We start from the raw sequence: 14,521 nt of genomic DNA, 5'->3' as shown, positions 1-14,521 counted from the left end.
GCTATGCGGCCCGATTGCCGGAGAACACCGCCGGCGGAAGCGGCTCGCGGCCGAGGATGATGTCGGCGCCTTTTTCGCCGACCATGATGGTCGGCGCATTGGTGTTGGAAGAAGGCACGCGCGGCATCACCGAGGCATCGCAGACGCGCAGGCCCTCGATGCCGCGCAGGCGCAGGTCCGGTGTGACCACCGCCATATCGTCATGGCCCATGCGGCAGGTGCCTACGGGGTGATGGTCGGTCTTGGCGGTGCGGCAGGCATAGTCGATCAGCTCGTCGTCGCTGGCGAGCGATGGTCCGGGCAGCACCTCGCGCAACACGTAAGGTGCAAGCGCCTTCTGCCGCATGATCTCGCGCGCAAGCCTGAGGCCCTTGATCGACATGGCGCGGTCATAAGGGTCCGACCAATAGTTGGGATCGATCAGCGGGTGGTCGGCCGGGTCGGCGCTGCTCAGCCGCACCGTGCCGCGCGAGCGCGGGCGCAGGAAGGCCGAGTTCAAGGTCACGCCGGGGTTCTTCAACCTCTCGACGCCGGCCTCGATGCCGGAGCCGAGTCCCAGATGGAACTGGATGTCGGGCGAGGCGGCGGTCGGATCGGCGTACCAGAAGCCGCCGGTCTCGAACAGGCTGGAGGCGACCGGCCCTTTCTTCAGCAGCAGATACTGCAAGCCGGCCCACGCGGTGCGGTGCAGCTTGGCGTAGTTGTCATAGGTGTGGTCGCCGGTGCATTCGGCGATGACGAACAAATCGAGATGGTCCTGCATGTTGGAGCCGACACCGGGCAGATCATGCACCGGCGTCACGCCGACCGATTTCAGGTGATCAGCCGGGCCGATGCCCGACTGCATCAACAGCTTCGGCGAACCGATGGCGCCGGACGAGACGATCACTTCGCGCTCGGCGCGCATGATGGTCTTCTCGCCGCCGGGTTTGTCGGCGATCTCGACGCCGATGGCGCGGCCTTTCTCGACGACGATGCGGGTGACCAGCACATCGGTTCGGACCGTCAGGTTCTTGCGGGCGCGGATGGGCTTCAAATAGGCGACCGAAGCGGATGAGCGCCGGGCGTCCTTCTGGGTGAGCTGGTAGTAGCCGACGCCTTCCTGGCTAGCGCCGTTGAAATCCGGGTTGAAGGGGATGCCCATCTCTTGGCCGGCGCGGAAATAGGCCTCGCAAATCGGCAGCGGCGAAATCGGGTTCGACACGCCGAGCGGCCCCTGGTCGCCGTGAAAATCGTTGGCGAAGCGCTGGTTGTTCTCGGCGCGCTTGAAATAGGGCAGCACGTCGCGATAGCCCCAGCCCGCGAGGCCCTCTTCCTTCTCCCATGCGTCGTAGTCGCGAGCGTTGCCGCGCGTGTATATCTGGGCATTGATGGACGAGCCGCCGCCGACCACCTTCGCCTGCGTATACCAGAAGACGCGGTCTTGCATGTGCCTCTGCGGCACAGTCGACCAGCCCCAGGAAGCGATGCCCTTGGTCATCTTGGCAAAGCCCGCCGGCATGTGGATGTAGGGGTGCCAGTCCTTGCCGCCGGCCTCGAGCAGCAGCACGGAGTTCGCTGGATCCTCGCTCAGCCGGTTGGCCAGAACGCAGCCGGCCGGGCCGGCACCTACGATGATGTAGTCGGTCATAACCCTATCCACCTACAGTCGAGGCACGGAGAGCGCGCCGTCGACATTGATAATCGAGCCTGTGGAAAAGCCGAGCTTGCCGGCGGCAAGCGTCGCCACCACGGCGCCGATGTCCGATGCTTCGCCCCAGCGTTTTGCCGGCACCAGGCCGCTGTCGATAAGCGCGTCGTATTTGGCTGATACGCTCGCGGTCATGTCGGTGCGAATGATGCCCGGCCGCAGTTCGAACACGCCGATGTTTTCCGGCGCAAGCCGTAGCGCCAGGTTCTTCACCCACATCGAAAGGCCGGCTTTCGAGATGCAGTAGTCGGCGCGTTCCGGCGAGGCCATATCGGCGCTGACCGAGGTGATGGTGATGATCGAGCGCGGATGATTGCTGGGAGCCGCCAGCATCGCCTTGGCGACGGCCTGGCTAAGGAAGACTGTGCCGCGCAAATTGACGTCCAGCGCACGGTCGAAATTCTCGGGCTTCAGCTCCAGCAGATCGCCGCGCACCACGGCGCCGATGCCGGCATTGTTGACGAGGCAGTCGATGCGGCTGAAGGCACGTATGGCGGCGTCGACGAGGGCCGTGTGATCCTCGAGGTTGGCGATATCACAACGGACATAGGCGAACTCCGCACCCCGTGCGGTGATGTTGGCGGCCAGTTCGTCCGGCGCTTGTTCGGCAAGGTCGGCGATCAAAATGTCGAAGCCGTCCCCGGCCAGCGCCTCGGCGCAGGCGAGCCCAATGCCGCGCGCACCGCCGGTGACGATTGCTGCGGGGCGGGTCATGCCGCGAGGTCCGTTCGGCGAATATGCTCGGCCACGCGCAGCGCCTGTGCCGCAATCGACAGCGCCGGATTCACGGCGGCCGAGTTCGGCAAAAAACTGGCGTCGACAACGAACAGGTTCGGGTGGTCGAAGGCGCGGCAGAAAGGGTCGAGCGGCGACGTCGCCGGATGGTCGCCCATTTTCACCGTGCCGCACTGGTGCGAGGGCGTGCGCTTGTCGAAGGGACGCGACAGCACGATGGGATAACCGCAGGCGCGGAAGTTCTCACGCATCACCCTGGTCAGCCCGTCCAGCGACTGCATGTTGGAGCGCCGCCATTGCATGACGATGTCCTTGCCGTCGACCATGATGCGGCTTTCCGGATCGGGTAGATCCTCGCACATCAGATACCAGTCGACGGCGTGACCGGCCATGTAATCGAGCGCGAATTTCGGCACGCGTTTGACGTTGGCCTTCAACATGTTGCCGTCGATCTTGCCGAGCAGCTGGACGTTGCCGAGCGGCTTGCCGCCTTTGCCGTCGGAGAGATAGTAGTCATTCAGCATCAGCGTCTTCTGGTAGACGCTGTCGTTCCTGCGGCGCGGATCGATCGCCAGCATGGCGCTCGAATTATGGTTCATGAAATTGCGGCCGACCTGGTCGGAGCTGTTGGCGAGGCCTTTACCGTCTGATGAAGGCGAGCGCAGCAGGATGACGGCGGAATTGACCGCGCCGGCCGACAGGATGACCAGCTTCGGCGCGACTTTCTTCAGCTCGCCATTCTGACGGTAGTGAACGGCAGCGATGCTTTTGCCGTCGGACGACGCTTCGAGATATTCGACATGGCAGCCGGTTTCGAGTCGGATATTGCTGTCCTTGAGTGCAGCCGTCAGCGGTCCGGTCTGCGCATCGACCTTGCCCTGGGCGGTGTTGGGGAATGCGTCCCAGCCGGTCTTGCCCTCTTTCAGCCAGGTGTCGATGTCGACGCCGAGCGGCAGCGAGGCGGGGTGCAGGCCCAGTCCCTTCAGCTCGGCGCGGGCGCGCGCAATCGGCGCTTCGTCGGGCACCGGCTTGAAAGCATAGGGGATCGAGTGGAACGGTTCGGTCGGGTCCTCGCCGAGCGAGCCGCGGACGCGAAACAGCTGCTCGGCTTTCGAATACCAAGGCTCGAATTCATCGTAGGAAAACGGCCATGCCGGCGAGACGCCACCGAAGTGCTCCATGGCGGCGAAATCCTCTTTGCGGTAGCGGATCAGCACCGCGCCGTAGAATTTCGAATTGCCGCCGACATAGTAGTAATTGCCGGGGTTGAAGGCCGCACCGCCGGGCTCGCGCCACATCTCCTTCGGACGGTAGTGGCCGTCGACGAAGATGGAGCGCGTGTCGCGGGCATGCGGCGTTGCCGTCAAGGGCTCACCGCGCTCCAGCATCAGGACCGAGGCACCGCTGCCCGCCAGGCCGGAAGCGATCGTAGCGCCGCCGATACCGGAGCCGATGATGACGATATCGGGGCTGACCATCTCGATCAGCGGATGCGGTGTTCGGTCGCCGGATCGAAGAACACGGCCTTGGTCAGGTTGAAGGCGAGCGGCGTGCTGGTGCCCGGCTGGATGTTGGCGTCGGCCCGCAACCGCGCCACCACGCCCTTGCCGCCGAGGTTGGTCACCGCGAACGTGTCGGACCCTGCCGGCTCGACCACTTCGATGTGCAGGTCGGCAGTGGCAATGTTGGAGGCGTTGCGTTCCGCACCTTCCGGATCGGTCAGCGCTTCCGGGCGCACGCCGAAGATGATCGGCTTGCCCTGGAATGCCGAAAGACCCGCTGGCGCGTTGGCCATCGGCAGCGTGATCGGCTCGCGCGCCTCGCGCTCCAACACGACGGACAGCGCATTGCCCGACGTGGCAATGGTCGCCGGGATCAGGTTCATCGCTGGCGAACCCATGAAGTCGGCGACGAACAAATTGGTCGGGTTGTTGTAGATCTCGGCCGGGGTGCCGAACTGCTGCACCTCGCCGTCGCGCATGACGGCGATCTTGGTAGCCAGCGTCATCGCCTCGATCTGGTCGTGGGTGACGTAGACGATGGTTGTGCCGGTGGTGGCATGCAGGCGCTTGATCTCGATGCGCATGTCAACGCGCAATTTGGCGTCGAGGTTGGACAAAGGCTCGTCGAACAGGAACAGCTTGGGGTCGCGCACCAGCGCCCGGCCCATGGCGACGCGCTGGCGCTGGCCGCCGGAAAGCTGGCTCGGCTTGCGCTGCAGGAGGTGGCCGATCTGCAGGACCTTGGCCACCTTGTCGATCGCCTTTTGGCGTTCGTCGGCCGGCACGCCGCGCATCTCCATGCCGAAGGAGATGTTTCCGGCCACCGTCATGTTCGGATAGAGCGCATAGCTCTGGAACACCATGGCGATGTCGCGCTTGGATGGGTGCAGATCGTTGATGGCGCGGCCGTCGACGCGGATTTCGCCCTCGGTGATCTGCTCCAGGCCGGCAATCGTGTTGAGCAAGGTGGACTTGCCGCAGCCGGACGGGCCGACCAGCACCAGGAAGCCGCCCTTTTCGAGCTCGACATCGATGCCCTTCAGGATCTCGACATTCCCGAAGCGCTTCTTCAGCCCATCAATTTCCAGAAAAGCCATGGTCGTTCCTTCCGAATTGATCAGCCCTTGACCGCGCCAGCCATCAGCCCGCGCACGAAATAGCGGCCGGCGACGACATAGACGATCAGAGTGGGCAGAGCCGCGATCATCGCGGCCGCCATGTTGACGTTGTATTCGACGACGCCGGTCGAGGTGTTGACGACGTTGTTGAGCGCCACCGTCATCGGCATGGAGTCGCCTGTGCCGGCGTAAGCCGAAGCGAACAGGAAGTCGTTCCAGATGTTGGTGAACTGGTAGATGACGGTGACGACGAAGATCGGCATCGAGTTCGGCAGCATGATGCGGCGGAAGATCTGGAAGAAGGAGGCGCCGTCGACCTGCGCCGCCTTGATCAGTTCGTTCGGGAACGCCTCGTAATAGTTGCGGAAAAACAGCGTGGTGAAGCCGATGCCGTAGACGACATGGACGAAGACCAGGTTGACCGTCGGATTGCCGAGACCGAAACTCGTACCCGTCGCATTCTGCAGCTTCACGCCGAAACGTCCCAAGCTGCCGAGAATGGTCGCCATCGGCAGCAGCACCGACTGGAACGGAATGAAGCAGGCAAACAGCATCAGCCCGAACACCAGCGTGGCGCCGCGAAAACGCCATTTGGTCAAGACGTAGCCGTTGAGCGCGCCGAGCATGGTCGAGATCAGTACGGCTGGAACCACCATCTTGATCGAGTTCCAGAAATAGCCCTTGATGCCGGCGCAGGTGAGGCCGACGCAGGTCTCGCCCCAGGCCTTCAGCCACGGGTCGAAGGTCGGCGCCGTGGGCAACGCCAGCATGTTGCCGTTCTGGATCTCGTCCATGGTCTTGAACGAGGTCACCAGCATGACGAACAGCGGCATCAGATAAAACAGCGCAAACAGCGCCAGAAGCCCGTAAATGACGATGCGGTTGAGGGTCTTGGTGCTCATGCCGCCGGAGGCCTTTTGGGAAGCAGCGGGGCGGGCAGGGGTGGCGACAGCGCTCATCGCGGCTTCTCCCGCAGTTCGGAATAGAGATAGGGCACGATGATGGCGACGATGGTCATCAGCATGATCACGGCACTGGCCGAGCCGACGGCCATTTCGTTGCGCTTGAAGGTGTACTCATACATGAAGTTGGACGGCAGCCAGGCCGAGCCACCGGGGCCGCCGCTGGTCAGCGCCACGACGAGATCGTAGGACTTGATGGCAAGGTGCGCGAGCACGATGAAGGCCGACAGGAAGATTGGCCGCAGCAGCGGAATGACGATGCGGCGGTAGAGCTGAAAGGTGGTGGCACCGTCGATCTGCGCCGCCTTCATGATCTCGCCGTCAATGCCACGCAGGCCGGCCAGGAACATCGCCATGATGAAGCCGGAGGCCTGCCAGACGCCGGCAATGACCACCGTGTAGATGACGAAATCCTTGTTCTTGATCCAGTCGAAATGGAAGCTCGTCCAGCCCCACTGATGCAAGGTCTGCTCAAGACCGAGGCCGGGGTCGAGGAACCATTTCCAGGCGACGCCGGTGACGATGAAGGACAGCGCCATCGGGTAGAGATAGATCGGCCGCAACACGCCTTCGCCGCGAATCTTCTGGTCGAGCAGGATGGCCAGGAACAGGCCGAGCGCCAGGCAGATGGCGATGTAGAGAAAGCCAAAAATGCCCATATTGACGATCGACGTGTACCAGCTCGATGGCGGGTCGGAGTCGAACGTCCAGCCCCACAGCCGTAGATACGCGCGTGGTCCGGTAATGACATAGGACGGGAAGGTCTTGGAATTAGTGAAGGACAGATAGACAGTCCACATGATAAAGCCATAGACGAAGACGATGGTGATGGCGAAGCTCGGCGCCAGCACGATCTTCGGCAGCGCGTCCTGCAATCGCGCGCGCACGGAGGGGCGAGACCGCTCGGGTGTCAGCTTGATCTGGGTCGTCGCTACACTGCTCATGAGGCTCCTCCCGTTAGGGTCGTCCGTGCTCTGCCGTCAGGAGGCAAGGCGGCCCCGTGCATACGGGTCTCTGGTCGGCATGGTGTTCAAGAGGGTTTCACCGTTTCACGGAAACGGCGAACCTCTCTAACTCTTTCTTTTACGCAATTCCGGCCGGAAAACCGCTCACACTTTTCCTGGAATTGCGCCAGCCGGCCAATCCTGAGGCGAACCTTCCCCGCCGAAGCGGGAAAGGTGTCTTGCCGGCCAGGGCTTACTTGGCGTCGTCGATTGCCTTGACCAGTTCGGTCACGGCTTCGTCCGAGGTCTTGATCTGACCGTGGACGAACTTCGAAACGACGTCCTTGTAGGCATTGGCGACCGCCGGAGGCGCGCCATAGCCCTGGGCAAGCGAGCCGAACAGTGTGCCGCCTTCGTTGGCAGCCTTCAGGTCGGCGATGCCCTTCTTGCCGCACGCGTCGAAGTCGGTGTCCGGAACGTCGGTACGGGCGGGAACCGAACCCTTGACGACGTTGAAGGCCGACTGGAAGCTCTTCGACAGGGTGGCGGTGGCCAACGCGACCTGGGCGGCCTTGCGGTCGTCCGGAACGTTGAACATGCCGAACATGTCGGAGTTGTAGACCACCGAGCCTTCCGTGCCCGGGAAGCGATAGCACAGGAAGTCGGTGCCCGGCGTTTTCTTGGCGGCGTTGAACTCGCCCTTGGCCCAGTCACCCATCACCTGCACCAGGGCATCGCCCTTGATGACCATGGCGGTGGCAAGGTTCCAGTCGCGGCCCGAGAAGTTCGGGTCGACATAGGTGACGAGCTTGGCGAGGTTGTCGAACGACTTCTTCATCGTGTCCGACTTGAGGGACTCGTCGTCGAGGTCGTTGAAGGCCTTCTTGTAGAACTCAGGTCCGCCGGTCGACAGCACAACCGAGTCGAACATGGTGGCTTCCTGCCAGTTCTGGCCGCCAAGGGCGAGCGGAATAACGCCAGCCGCCTTGGCTTTGTCGAGCAGGGCGACGAAGTCGTCGAAGGTCTTTGGCTCGGTGCCGCCGATCTTGTCCATCACCGCCTTGTTGATCCACAGCCAGTTGACGGAGTGGACGTTGACTGGAGCAGCGACCCACTTGCCATCATAGACGGAGAACTTCTGCAGGGCTGCCGGAACCGACTTGTCCCAGCCTTCCTTCTTCGCCGTCTCGGTCAGGTCGCCCATGACGCCGGCCGCCGCATAGTCGAGCACGGTGTAGCCGAGCATCTGCGACGCGGTCGGGTAATTGCCGGCCGCGACCATCGCCTTCAGCGCAGTCATGGCGGCGTCGCCGCCACCACCGGCCACCGGCACGTCCTTCCAGGCATAGCCTTCCTTGGCAAGGTCGCCCTTGAGGACGTTGAGAGCAGCCGCTTCGCCGCCCGACGTCCACCAATGCAGCATCTGCACTTCCTTGACGTCTTCGGCATGGGCCGAGAAAGCAAAGGCCGTCGCCAGAGCCGTTCCGATAAGCAGTTTGCGCAACATGTTCTACCTCCCTTGTTGCATTACACGACCGGTGGAAGCCCACCGGGTTCTTCCAAACTCAGCCGACCCACCAACCGGTGCGCTGGCCGCGATGAAACTGGATTGTCTTTTCCTCGGTATAATCCTCGACAGCGCGTTTGCCGAGTTCGCGTCCGATGCCGGACTGCTTGTAGCCCCCGAATGGCAACTCGGGAAAGCCTTCCATGAATGTGTTCACCCAAACGGTCCCCGAACGCACACCACGCGCCACCGACATACAAGTGTCGATTCTGGCGCTCCACACCCCTGCAGACAGACCATAGGGCGTGTTGTTGGCGATGTGCAACGCCTTTTCAATCGATCCAAAAGTCAGCACGGAGAGCACCGGGCCAAACACTTCCTCGCGCGCAATAGCCATGTCTTCGGTAACGCCGCGAATGATGGTCGGATCGAGGTACTGGCCGGCATTGGACGCCAATTGGCCGCCACCGCTATAGACATTGCTGCCGTCTTTTGCTGCTGCCGCAACGTAATCTGCGACCTTGGTCAGATGGTCGGCTGATATCATCGCGCCAACCTTGGTTCGGTCGTCGAGTGGGTCGCCGACCGTTACCTTGGCGGTCAGGGCCTTGACAGTGGCGAGGAAATCGTCGGCGATGGCTTCATGCACGATCAGCCGACTGCCGGCATTGCAGCATTCGCCGGCGTTGAAGAAGCCGCCGAACACTGCTGCGTCAGCGGCCGCCTCGAGATCGGCATCGGGGAAGACGATCTGGCCGTTCTTGCCGCCGAGCTCCATCGAGACTTTCTTCAGCGACTGCGCGGCAGAAGCCATGGTCATCTTGCCGACGCGGGTAGAGCCGGTGAACGACACCATCTCGACCAGCGGATGGCTGACCATCGGCCCCCCGACATCGGCGCCGAGGCCGGCCAGGATGTTGACGACGCCGGCGGGCAGGCCGGCCTGCATCAGGATGTCGCCGAGCACGAAGGTCGAGGCCGAGGTCATTTCGCTCGGCTTGACCACCGCGGTGCAGCCGGCGGCGAGCGCGAAGGGCAGTTTCTGGCTGACGATCAAGAACGGGAAATTCCACGGGGTGATGATCGAGACGACGCCGATCGGCTCGCGCAGCACCACGCCCAGCATGGCGTCGCCGAGATTGGCGTAACTCTCGCCGTGCAGCGTGCGGGCGAGCGAGGCGGCATAGCGCCAGATGTCGACGGCGCCGCCGATCTCGCCGCGCGCCTGGGCGATCGGCTTGCCGGATTCCAGCGCATCGAGGCGGGCGATGTCTTCGAGCTGGGCCTCGATCAGGTCAGCCGTCTTGAGCAGGATCGCGGCGCGCTCGGCCGCCTTCGTGCGCGGCCACGGGCCGGTCTCGAATGCCTTGTGCGCGGCCTGCATGGCCGCCTCCACCTCGGCCTCGCCGGCCTGCGCATAGCGCGAAACGGTGAAGCCATGGCCGGGGCTGTTGCGCGCAATCGTGCGGCCGTCACGGGCATCGACATGCTTGCCGTCGATCAGGAGCTTGTAAGCCTTCGGCGCCTTGGACGCCTCGGCTGGCATCGAAATGTTGAGCGGTGCGTTCATCATGCTTTTCTCTAGGATCTCGAAAAGGCCGGCTTCTGCTTGGCCTTGAAGGCGCTCACGCCGGCTTTGAGGTCGCCGGTCAGCGCAACGAAGCCGCTGGCGAGCGCCTCGGTGGCGGCCGCACTTTCCTCGCCTTCGGCGACTGCGATCATCAGCTTGGCGGCTTCGGTTGCGAGCGGCCCGCGCCCGGCGATTTTTTCGGCCCAAGTCCTGGCCTCTGCCAGCGCCTGGCCGGTCTCGACCACGCGGTCAACGACGCCGAGTGCAAGCGCGTCGGAGGCGGCAAAGAGCTCGCCGCCGAGCGCCATGCGGCGCACGATCTGCGCACCGAAGCGGCGCACGGCGCGCTGCGTGCCGGACCAGCCGGGGACGACGCCGATCGATGTCTCGGGGAAGCCGAGCTTCACCTGCGTTTCGGCGACACGGAAGTCGCAGGCGACCGCCAGTTCCAGCCCGCCACCCAGCGCATGACCGGAAAGCACCGCGATGGTCGGTTGCCGCAGCCGCGCCAGTCGGTCGAAGACGCGGTGGCCATAACGCACCCAATGCACCTGAAAGTCAGCAGCGCTCATCTCGCCCCAGGCCTCGACATCGCCGCCGGCGCAAAAGCCCTTGCCTTCGCCACGGACCAGCACGACGCGCACGCCTTCAGCCATTTCGGCTTCGTCGAGCGCTGTCTCGAGAGCGCGCAGCATCGGAATGTCCAGCGCGTTGAACTTCTCCGGCCGGCGCAGCGTGACGATGCCGATGGCGCCGTCCTGCTCGAAGGTGACGAGGCGCTCAGCCATGCGCGCCTCCGAGAGAAGCGCCACCATTCAGCGACAGGCCGATCGGCCGGTCCTGATAGAGAGCCGCCGGCGTGACCTTGAGATCGTTGGCGATGCCGAGCGGAATCTCTGACTGCGCCAGCACATCGCGTTCGAGGTCGATGCCGGGCGCCAGTTCCGTCACCATCAGACCGTTCGGCGTCAGCTTCATCACGCAGCGCTCGGTGACGTAGGTGATGTCCTGCCCTTGCGCGACGGCGCGCTTGCCGGAGAAGGAGATGTGTTCGACCTCGTTGACCACCTTCTTGACCTTGCCTTCTGCATCGATGCGGATGCCGCCATCGGCGAGCGACAGTTTTGCGCCGGCATTGAAGAAGCCGGAGAAGACGATCTTTTTCGCCCGTGCCGTGATGTCGACAAAGCCGCCGGCCCCGGCGGTGACATGTGGCCGGGCCGAGAGTTTCGACACGTTGACGGAGCCATGGCGGTCGATCTGCAGGAAGGACAACAGCGAGGCATCGAAGCCGCCGGCCTGGAAATAGATGAACTGGTGCGGCGAGGGCATGATCGCCTCGGCATTGGAAGCGCAGCCGAACTTGAAGTCGAGCAGCGGCACGCCGCCGACGGCGCCCTGCTCGATCACCCAGGTGACCTTGCCGTGCTGGCCTTCCTCGAGAAGGATACGCGGCACGTTGGCCGAGATGCCGAAGCCGATGTTGACCGCCATGCCGTCGCGCAATTCCATGGCGACGCGGCGCGCGATTACTTTCTGGACGTTCATGTCGGCGTTGCGGAAGCTGGACAACGGCCGGAAGATCTCGCCCGAAATCGCCGGGTCGTAAGGAGTCAGCGTCGTCTGCAACTGGTCCGGCGCCACCACGATGTGGTCGACCAGGACGCCGGGCACGCGCACGTCATGCGGCTTCAGCGTGCCGTTCTCGACGACCCGCTTGACCTGCGCAATGACGATGCCGCCATTGTTGCGCGCGGCGAGCGCCTGTTCGAGGCCGCCCAAATAGGCGCCTTCATGCTCGTAAGTGAGGTTGCCGCGCTCGTCGGCGGTGGTGGCGCGGATGATCGAAACGTTGGGCACGATCGAGCGGAAATAGAGCCATTCCTCGCCGTCGAACTGCTGCACCGAGACGATCGGCTCGCTTGCAGCCTCATTCATGGCGCAGCCCTGGTGGCGCGGGTCGGCAAAAGTGTCGAGGCCGACCTTGGTCAGCACGCCCGGCCGCTTGGCGGCAGCTTCGCGGTGCATGTCGAACAGGATGCCGGAGGGCACGTTGTAGGCGGCGACCGAATTGTCGCCGATCATCTTCCATATCTGCGGCGGCTCGGACGAGGAGGGGCCTGAGGGATAGGAGCCGCAGAGCGTGCGCTTCAACAAGCCGGGCTTGGCCAGATGGTCGATGCCCTTGATGCCATACATGTCGCCGGCGGCGATGGGGTGCAGCGTGGTGATGTCTTTGGGATGGCCTTCGGCGTCGAAGCGCTCGCCGATGGCGGCCAGCACGGCATCCGGGCAGCCGAGGCCGCTCGACGACGAGACGGAGACGGTCATGCCGTCCTTGATCAGGCTTGCTGCTTCAGCGGCGGAGACGAGCTTGCTCACGCGACACCTTTCGGATCGATAGTGACGGCCTTGCCGGATTTTGCCGACTGCAACGCTGCTTCGGCCGACGCCAGGGACCAGACGCCGTCCTCGCCGGTTGCGGAGGGCTGGCCCGCGCCGCTGATAGCGGCATGGAACTGGCGCAGCGACCTGACGTAGAGGTCTTCGCGGTCGAAGCTCAGTTCCTCCTCGCCCTTGGCGGTGCGTAGAAGCACCGAACCGACCGGCTTCTGCGTCATCACATTTTTGGCAATCAGCGAGCCTTCCGAGCCATGCACTTCGAAGCCGGTATCGGCGTATCTGGTGGTGAAGCCTTCATGCGACTGGGCAATCACGCCAGACTTGAAGCGCCAGATGCACATGGCGCCGTCTTCCAGCCCGCTGCCGGCCATGCCGGCCGACTGGGTGAAGGCCGAAATCTCGATCGGGTCGTCGCCGAGCACGAAGCGCAGCGTGTCGGCATCGTGCACGGTGATGTCGAGCACCACGCCGCCGCCGGCTTCCGGTTTGGTGATGCGCCAGCCCTGCAGGTTCTCCGGCAGATAGACCGCGTGGAACACACGCGCGGCAATCGGCTTGCCGATACGGCCGGCTGATATGGCGTCGTGCATGGCGCGGTGGGCGCCGGCATTGCGCAGATGATGGTTGGTGCCAAGCACCACGCCGGCTGCCTTGGCGGCGGCGACCGTGGTGCGCGCGTCGGCGCTGTTCAGCGCCAGCGGCTTTTCGCACAGAACATGCTTTCCCGCCTTGATCGCAGCCAATGCCTGTTCGAGATGCAGTTCATTGGTGGTCGAGATGTAGACGGCGTCGATTTCGGCGCCGAGCAGGTCGTCCAGCGTCGAGACGGCAAGCGGAATATTCTGTTCCGCGGCATAAGTCTTGGCGCGCTGCGGACTGGAGCTCATCACCGCCGCGATCTCGCCACCCTCTTGCGCGCGGATGGCGTTGATCATGAACTGTTTGGCGATCGTGCTGGCGCCGATCAGTCCCCATTTGACGCTCATGCCGCGTCTCCCATTCCTGCTGATGTGTCCTGGGCGCCGCGATCGGGACCGCAGCTGTCCCTGACGACTAGATTGACGGCGCCGATATGGTCCTCGGCATGCGTGATGCGCGACTGGATCATCTTCAGCATGACGTGGGCGGCGCGTTCGCCGAGGCCGGGTGTGTCCACCGAGACGCTGGTCAGCGCCGGCATATAATGCTCGGCCTCGACCACGTCGTCGAAGCCGACGACGGCGAAATCCGCGCCGGGCTCCAGCCCGCGCTTGCGCAGCGCCAGCATGACGCCGAAGGCGACGGCGTCGTTGAAGCACAGCGCCGCCGTCGGCGGCTCGGCCATGGCAAGGGCGGTTTCCAGGCAGGCGATGCCGCCCCTGCGGCTGGTCTCGCCTTCGACGACAAGCACGTCGCGTCTGGCCATGCCCAATGTCTCGCAAGCTTCACGAAAACCGCCCAGGCGCTCCTGATAGACGACTAGGTCGGAGGTGCCGCCGAAGAAGGCCAGCCGGCGATGGCCCTTGCCGATCAGATGGGCGGCGGCGAGATACGCGCCGCGATGGTTGTCAGGAGCGATCACCGGGATGCGGCTGTCCGGCAGGCGGCGCATGGCGAAGACGACCGGCACGCCCGCCATCTCGAGGCGACGGAAGGCGCCCGGCGTGGTGCCGCGTGCCGGTGACACGATCAAGCCTGCGACGCCCTGTTCCATCAGCGACTTCAGCACTTCTTCCTGGCGCACCGGGTTCTCCGCGGTGTTGGCGATGAAGGGCACGATGCCGGCTGACTGGAAGACGCGCTCCATGCCGACCGCCAGTTCGGCGAAAAAGGGGTTGGTGAGATCGTTGATGACCATGCCGATGACGTTGGAATGGGCTTTGCGCAGATTGGCGGCGCCGCGGTTGTAGACATAGCCGACATCCTCGATCGCCTTGCGAACCTTGACCGCGGTTTCAGGCCGGATCAGCCCTGAGCCTTGCAGCACAAGCGACACCGTCGATTTGGACACACCAGCCTCGCGGGCGATGTCCAGGATCGTTGCCTTGGCCCGGCTGGCCATGTCGGTGGTTTCCTCCGCTTAAATGGGCAAATCTATTGGAACGTTCTAA

12 protein-coding genes are annotated in these 14,521 nt (G+C 63.8%); all 12 read right to left on the bottom strand.

Annotated elements, in window-relative coordinates:
• Position 1: 1 nt before the first annotated feature.
• The 12 genes from NLY37_RS17390 to NLY37_RS17335 all read right to left on the bottom strand — a co-directional run bounded on the left by NLY37_RS17390 (position 2) and on the right by NLY37_RS17335 (position 14,472).
• Positions 2–1,630: a GMC family oxidoreductase gene (locus NLY37_RS17390; protein WP_023740945.1), complete on the bottom strand. Its 1,629-nt coding sequence runs from the start codon at positions 1,628–1,630 to the stop codon at positions 2–4.
• Between the two features lie 12 nt (positions 1,631–1,642).
• Positions 1,643–2,404, bottom strand: a complete 762-nt coding sequence (locus tag NLY37_RS17385; RefSeq protein WP_023671178.1) for a 3-ketoacyl-ACP reductase — start codon at positions 2,402–2,404, stop codon at positions 1,643–1,645.
• On the bottom strand, positions 2,401–3,903 hold the full coding sequence (locus tag NLY37_RS17380) for a GMC oxidoreductase (RefSeq protein WP_023740946.1): 1,503 nt from the start codon (positions 3,901–3,903) through the stop codon (positions 2,401–2,403). Before NLY37_RS17380 ends, NLY37_RS17385 begins: the two co-directional genes overlap by 4 nt.
• A 5-nt stretch (positions 3,904–3,908) precedes the next feature.
• Positions 3,909–5,024, bottom strand: coding sequence for an ABC transporter ATP-binding protein (locus NLY37_RS17375; RefSeq protein WP_023671180.1), 1,116 nt, complete (start codon positions 5,022–5,024; stop codon positions 3,909–3,911).
• A 20-nt stretch (positions 5,025–5,044) separates the two neighbouring features.
• Entirely contained in the window at positions 5,045–6,004 is a 960-nt protein-coding gene (locus NLY37_RS17370) for a carbohydrate ABC transporter permease (RefSeq protein ID WP_023671181.1), read from the bottom strand.
• Positions 6,001–6,951 (bottom strand): carbohydrate ABC transporter permease, encoded by a 951-nt coding sequence (locus NLY37_RS17365; RefSeq protein WP_023683220.1) that lies wholly within the window; start codon positions 6,949–6,951, stop codon positions 6,001–6,003. The genes NLY37_RS17370 and NLY37_RS17365 overlap by 4 nt, the downstream gene beginning before the upstream one ends.
• 253 nt (positions 6,952–7,204) lie before the next feature.
• The gene (locus NLY37_RS17360; protein WP_027049809.1) at positions 7,205–8,458 is read right to left on the bottom strand and encodes an ABC transporter substrate-binding protein; all 1,254 of its coding nucleotides are present in this window, start codon (positions 8,456–8,458) and stop codon (positions 7,205–7,207) included.
• A gap of 58 nt (positions 8,459–8,516) precedes the next feature.
• Positions 8,517–10,028, bottom strand: coding sequence for an aldehyde dehydrogenase family protein (locus NLY37_RS17355; protein WP_023740947.1), 1,512 nt, complete (start codon positions 10,026–10,028; stop codon positions 8,517–8,519).
• Between the two features lie 11 nt (positions 10,029–10,039).
• Positions 10,040–10,816, bottom strand: coding sequence for an enoyl-CoA hydratase/isomerase family protein (locus NLY37_RS17350; RefSeq protein ID WP_023740948.1), 777 nt, complete (start codon positions 10,814–10,816; stop codon positions 10,040–10,042).
• Positions 10,809–12,410 carry an acyl CoA:acetate/3-ketoacid CoA transferase gene (locus NLY37_RS17345; protein WP_023740949.1) on the bottom strand — a complete coding sequence of 534 codons (1,602 nt, stop codon included), beginning with the start codon at positions 12,408–12,410 and terminating at the stop codon, positions 10,809–10,811. Before NLY37_RS17345 ends, NLY37_RS17350 begins: the two co-directional genes overlap by 8 nt.
• Complete coding sequence (locus NLY37_RS17340; protein ID WP_023740950.1) at positions 12,407–13,417, bottom strand: Gfo/Idh/MocA family protein; 1,011 nt, start codon at positions 13,415–13,417, stop codon at positions 12,407–12,409. Before NLY37_RS17340 ends, NLY37_RS17345 begins: the two co-directional genes overlap by 4 nt.
• A complete protein-coding gene (locus NLY37_RS17335) occupies positions 13,414–14,472 on the bottom strand; it encodes a LacI family DNA-binding transcriptional regulator (RefSeq protein WP_023740951.1) in 1,059 nt (352 codons plus the stop codon). Before NLY37_RS17335 ends, NLY37_RS17340 begins: the two co-directional genes overlap by 4 nt.
• Positions 14,473–14,521: the final 49 nt, after the last annotated feature.

Origin of the sequence: Mesorhizobium sp. C395A (genome assembly GCF_030323205.1) — a bacterium.
Lineage (GTDB): Bacteria > Pseudomonadota > Alphaproteobacteria > Rhizobiales > Rhizobiaceae > Mesorhizobium.
Note: the sequence above shows the minus strand (reverse complement) of the source record. Positions and strands in the feature narration are given on the sequence as shown.